The sequence below is a fragment of the Bartonella sp. OT172YNZD genome, assembly GCF_042193725.1.
In the GTDB taxonomy this organism is placed as follows: Bacteria; Pseudomonadota; Alphaproteobacteria; order Rhizobiales; family Rhizobiaceae; genus Bartonella; species Bartonella grahamii_A.
The window spans coordinates 1-4,693 of the sequence record NZ_JBHILZ010000034.1 but is presented as its reverse complement, the minus strand read 5'-3'; the positions used below and the strand labels follow the sequence as shown (position 1 = coordinate 4,693).

Genomic DNA, 4,693 nt, shown 5'->3' with positions numbered 1-4,693 from the left:
ATCTTGATTTCCTCCTATTTGAGCGCAATTCCCCCGTAGCGTGAATCACGCATGTTCTAAAATCTTTGTTTTTGTTGTTAAAATTTTGTTTCTAGAGACTGTGTGATATTGACCACCTTCCCGTCTGAAAAGACGAGGAAATGAGATCTTTTTTTAAACTAAGCGGCTTTCGTAACAGATTTTTCTAAGACCTGTTTTGCTTCTTTAATGAGGGCTTTATATTTTCTGTTCTCTTCATCCACTCTGAAGGCATCAAGAAGACGAACATGAATTGGATCCAGAAGATACAAAACTTTTTCACCAGCGTTCATACCTTCCCAATAACTTGGCAAATCAAAGCGTGTATCATGATCATAATCAACCGCTTGGCTTCTTAGTTTCTTCTCACATTCAATAAAGTAACGGCGTGCTTGACGTCCTTTCTCATTGCGTTCGACCATTGAGAGCTCTTTCGCCATGTCTAATGTGAGATGGTACTCTCTCATGTTTACATTTTGACGCTCCCCCGTTTTGGGGAACGTTAGAATATAGTCTTTTGTGTGAACAAATTTATATGTTTTTATGCGGTTTTTAATCCATGTCGTAAAGTCGCGACCTACTTCTAAAAATGTATGCAATTCGCGTGCATTAACGGTTTGAACAGTTTCCTGATCAATGATTTGCTCTGTAATTTTTATAAGAATGTTCATAATGAACTCCTATGCAGTTAGATGTTTTTCATTGACATCCAATAAAGGATGCCGGGTGCTGAAAAACACGGTGCATAGTCCGTCGTTACGCTTTTCCCCTAAAGAGTATTGTATAGCGTAACTACACCCGACAAAGCCATTATATGCGTATAACATACAATGAGTCAAAGCCTTTAATGTGCGGAAAATAAACTGTTTCGGCATTTCATCCGCTATGCATCTAAGGTGTTTTTCAAGCACCTGATTCGACAATAGACATACTGATAGTATATTGTCAATTAAAAAATTAAAAAGTTGACGCAAATAAATCATATCGATTTCATCAGTTAATTCGTATTTTTTATTCATAACAATAGCCTCTTAATGCATGCTTTGTCTTTTAAGCTCTTGAGACAGCACACCAATTCCTTTTGCTGTGATTTTTGCGCAAGGAATGACCTTTTCTATTCCACTTGCGGTTTGAAGTGTAATGGTTGGACAATCCATAAGTTTCTTTTGAATTTTGTCTTGATAAGGAAGCAAATTTCCACCTGCTGCACGCCGGTAAACCCAACCTTTTTTCTGTAAAAATTGAATGAACTGTTTTGGTTGCATCTCGAGTATTTTAGCAGCTTCTGTAAGACCGAAGAGTCCGTTGTGACATTGTAAGCTTTCAAGAGCCATGGCTTTTGGTGTTAAATCTTCAATGATGGTGTCTTTTTGATCTATTTGACCTTGTAGGTAATTCAAAAAGCCAATCATAGCCTTTGGACTTGAATAGTCGATTTGTGGTGTTACTACTTGCTTTACACGCTTTTCACATTCGATAAAGTATAAACGGGCTTCTCTCCCTTTCTGATTGTTCTCAAGCATAGAAAGTTCTTTGGCTCTATCGAGTGTGAGATAGTAGTTAATCGCGATAACAGCCCTAGATTTTGCGCTCGCCAAATTTGGCGACCGCAAATCTTGTGTTTTTACAAAGTCTTGTCCTTCTATAAAATTGTATCTGGTAATACGGTCCTTAATCCAATTGGAAAAGTCACGTTTTGGCTCTAAGAATGCATGCAGATCACGTGCATTTACTGTTTGAACTATTTCCTGATCAATGATTTGTTCTTTAATCTCTATGAGAGTGTTCATGATGAACTCCTATGCAGTCTGTTTAATTTTATTTTTAAGATGCATCATGATAGCTGCTCGTATTTCAGGTCTCGAAAAATCGATTTGGGGATTAGCTGCTTGCTCTTCTAATTTTTTCCAATAATCTATGATTTTTGCGCGTAACACAGTGTTATAACCTAAAATGACAATAAGAGATTCACGTTTAGGAAGATGGTAACAAGGAAGAGTACGACCTGTTGAATCTTTGTATAATCCAGCAAAATTACTCAGGTCGATTTTAAGTTCGCTAAATAGTTTACGAATATCTCGCATTACATAACCATGTCTTTTACCGCATAACTCTGCAATTTCACGACTAGACATCGTTTGAACTGTTGTGTTTTGAAAATTATTTTTAGATTTTGTGATAAAATTATGCATGCTTCACCTCTTTAATTAATGAAAACACAAATTTTGGTATAATATTATGCCTAGGTTTCTATGGCGTTCTGCTTTAGCGATTTTCTTTGCTGCGTGAATTTTGAAGTAATGATTATCAGTTTTATCTGTTTCTATTTCAGATTTTGGACAAATCTTCTGTCTGTTCCATTCTTGTTTTGTAAAAACAAAATCCACGCCTTCTTTTAGATCAAACTTTTCAACACAATCGTTAAACCAAGTGGAAAAATCTTGTTTCAAATGTAAGTGCCTATGCATTACATGGGCTTTGACCATTTGGACATAACCGATTTTGTTGTCTACCTCGTTTTCAGGTATAAGATATCCTTCACTATCTTTATTAGTGTCATGTGTGTTCATGAGTTTACTCTAATTAATTATTGATGGATTAAAGGGGGCGCTTTTAAATGCGCCCTTAAGAATTTTTAAAGCACATCACATGGGCGCAAACGGTGTTGCTGTTCGTAAGTACCGTAAATCTCATCATTATATTTTTCGTTTGCGATCTCGCCTAAAAGTTTATTGTAAACAGCACTTTCGCATATAAAATAATGAACCTCACTATCCTCATCGAGATGTTCGATATTTTCTTTTACATATGCTTCTGCGACCTCTTCAGAAATGTCTTCGCAACTTTTTTCACAAGGATTGATGCGAAAGATTTGGAGTGCATCATCTGCCTCGTCAATAATTTTTAGAACTTGGCTTTCATCCAGTGGTCCCGACCGACCAATGTTTTGATCATCATTATAGACAACTAATAAAATTTCATCAGAATTTATAAGAATTGGATTTTCCATAATTTCTCCTCCCTAACGACTCTTGGCGATTGTTTGTGCGTGGTTTGTATAATTACTTATATAACTATAATTATAAAACAGCAAGCAAAAAATTATAAAAAGTTATATTTTTTATAAAAAATATTATAATATCTTGCTGAATAAGAGGGGAGGATAATTAGCGATAAGTCCGAATCATCTTGCTGTAAGAACTTATTGGCAAAATAGCAAATATTTCTCCAACCCACACAATTTTAACATTCTTAATAGGTAAGGCATTCCAAGAAAGCAGATCTATTTCACCATTCATGCCCCTGCTAATCTGCTTTATATATCTTTTATTATCATGTGTTAAAATAACGGCTTCTTTGCCAAAAAAGGATTCTATTGTTTTAATTTGGCGCCGTCTTACGATAACCATATCTCCATCTTTATAGGCTGGAATCATAGAATCTCCTTTAACTTCAAAAGCAACCATATCATCAGGTAAAGCAAAAGGAATTTCTACTTGTTCAAGACCATCTTCAGGGATTTGTTCAAAACTTGGATCTATCTGTGTTCCTGCCCCAATATATCCCATAAGAGGGACAAAAGTTGTTAAGTGATTGTCCCCTGTTAGTTCTTTATATAATTCTAAAATGGCATCCCGATTAGAGCCGCGTGGATCAGAATCTTTTAACCACTTAGACACTGAAGCTTGTGTTACGTTTAGCCGTTTGGCTACATCTTCTTGCGTTAAGTTAAACTCGGTCAAAATCTTTTTTAATATGCTTATGATATTAGATTTATTACTCATACTTCTGCTTACCTTATTTTTTTATCGTTGATAAAGATAAATTTCATTGACTTTATATAACTATAATTATATGAATATAATAAGACAAAGCTGTAATTGGAGCTTGTAAATGGATCAACGAGAAGATTTTAAGAATTTGACTAAGTCAATACGGGGCAAATTTAATTGGACACAATCAGAAATGGCGAAAATGCTTGGTGTAACTCAAGCAGCTGTTTGCAAGTGGGAAAAAAGAGGATCTATCTCCGTAATAAATTATCTAAAGCTGCAAAAGTTGAAGGATAGTTCTAGCTCTAGTTCTGCTTTTATTGCTGCTCATACAGATAATAATGAACAGCAACAGTACCCTTCACATTCTTAAAGAAGAAAGAAAATAAAAATGGACAGTTTCGCAACGATGATTGTGTTTTTTATAGTCAATGTAATCATGTTTTTTGCTGGCTTTTATGTCTCTTATAAAAAAATGCAAAGCTCTACAAAGGTGTTGCAAAGTTCATATTATACTTTTCACATTTTAGAAGATTTTACAAAAGAAATGCATTTTCCAGATGGCAGCACAATTGTTTTTAGCGATTCTGATTGGGATTTTTCTCTTGATGAAAATGATAATTTAATAGCTAAAAGTGCTTTAGGATCTTCATTGTCCATAAAGACATATAGTAACGCATATGGTTTCAAAAAACGTTTCATAGATAGTTTACAGAAATACAATCGATCTACACATTCAGTTAGTGCAGTTAGATAAGGCATGCAGTGTGTGTCTAAATTGAGTGAGTTCATTTTTTTAAACTTATGACTACGCGCTCTGTCATGACGCACGCATAAACACACAACAGCCTTAAGGGGGGATTATGATCACTAACGCACAAACCATTTTATGTCTTGATCTA

At 35.0% G+C, this 4,693-nt stretch carries 8 protein-coding genes; 2 read left to right on the top strand and 6 right to left on the bottom strand.

Annotated features, from left to right (window positions below):
- Positions 1–158: 158 nt before the first annotated feature.
- The 6 genes from ACFIJS_RS08570 to ACFIJS_RS08545 all read right to left on the bottom strand — a co-directional run bounded on the left by ACFIJS_RS08570 (position 159) and on the right by ACFIJS_RS08545 (position 3,803).
- Positions 159–689 (bottom strand): antA/AntB antirepressor family protein, encoded by a 531-nt coding sequence (locus ACFIJS_RS08570; RefSeq protein WP_375651173.1) that lies wholly within the window; start codon positions 687–689, stop codon positions 159–161.
- A 360-nt stretch (positions 690–1,049) separates the two neighbouring features.
- On the bottom strand, positions 1,050–1,808 hold the full coding sequence (locus ACFIJS_RS08565; RefSeq protein ID WP_375651171.1) for an antA/AntB antirepressor family protein: 759 nt from the start codon (positions 1,806–1,808) through the stop codon (positions 1,050–1,052).
- A 9-nt stretch (positions 1,809–1,817) separates the two neighbouring features.
- A complete protein-coding gene (locus ACFIJS_RS08560; RefSeq protein WP_375651169.1) occupies positions 1,818–2,210 on the bottom strand; it encodes a Rha family transcriptional regulator in 393 nt (130 codons plus the stop codon).
- Between the two features lie 15 nt (positions 2,211–2,225).
- Positions 2,226–2,588, bottom strand: a complete 363-nt coding sequence (locus tag ACFIJS_RS08555; protein ID WP_375651168.1) for an antA/AntB antirepressor family protein — start codon at positions 2,586–2,588, stop codon at positions 2,226–2,228.
- 65 nt (positions 2,589–2,653) lie between these two features.
- Positions 2,654–3,028: a hypothetical protein gene (locus ACFIJS_RS08550; protein WP_375651166.1), complete on the bottom strand. Its 375-nt coding sequence runs from the start codon at positions 3,026–3,028 to the stop codon at positions 2,654–2,656.
- A 157-nt stretch (positions 3,029–3,185) separates the two neighbouring features.
- Entirely contained in the window at positions 3,186–3,803 is a 618-nt protein-coding gene (locus tag ACFIJS_RS08545) for a helix-turn-helix transcriptional regulator (protein WP_375651164.1), read from the bottom strand.
- Between the two features lie 109 nt (positions 3,804–3,912).
- On the opposite strand from ACFIJS_RS08545, the gene ACFIJS_RS08540 reads away from it, so the two are divergent.
- Complete coding sequence (locus ACFIJS_RS08540; protein WP_375651162.1) at positions 3,913–4,164, top strand: helix-turn-helix transcriptional regulator; 252 nt, start codon at positions 3,913–3,915, stop codon at positions 4,162–4,164.
- An 18-nt stretch (positions 4,165–4,182) separates the two neighbouring features.
- Positions 4,183–4,548, top strand: a complete 366-nt coding sequence (locus ACFIJS_RS08535; RefSeq protein ID WP_375651160.1) for a hypothetical protein — start codon at positions 4,183–4,185, stop codon at positions 4,546–4,548.
- The last annotated feature ends 145 nt before the right edge of the window (positions 4,549–4,693 follow it).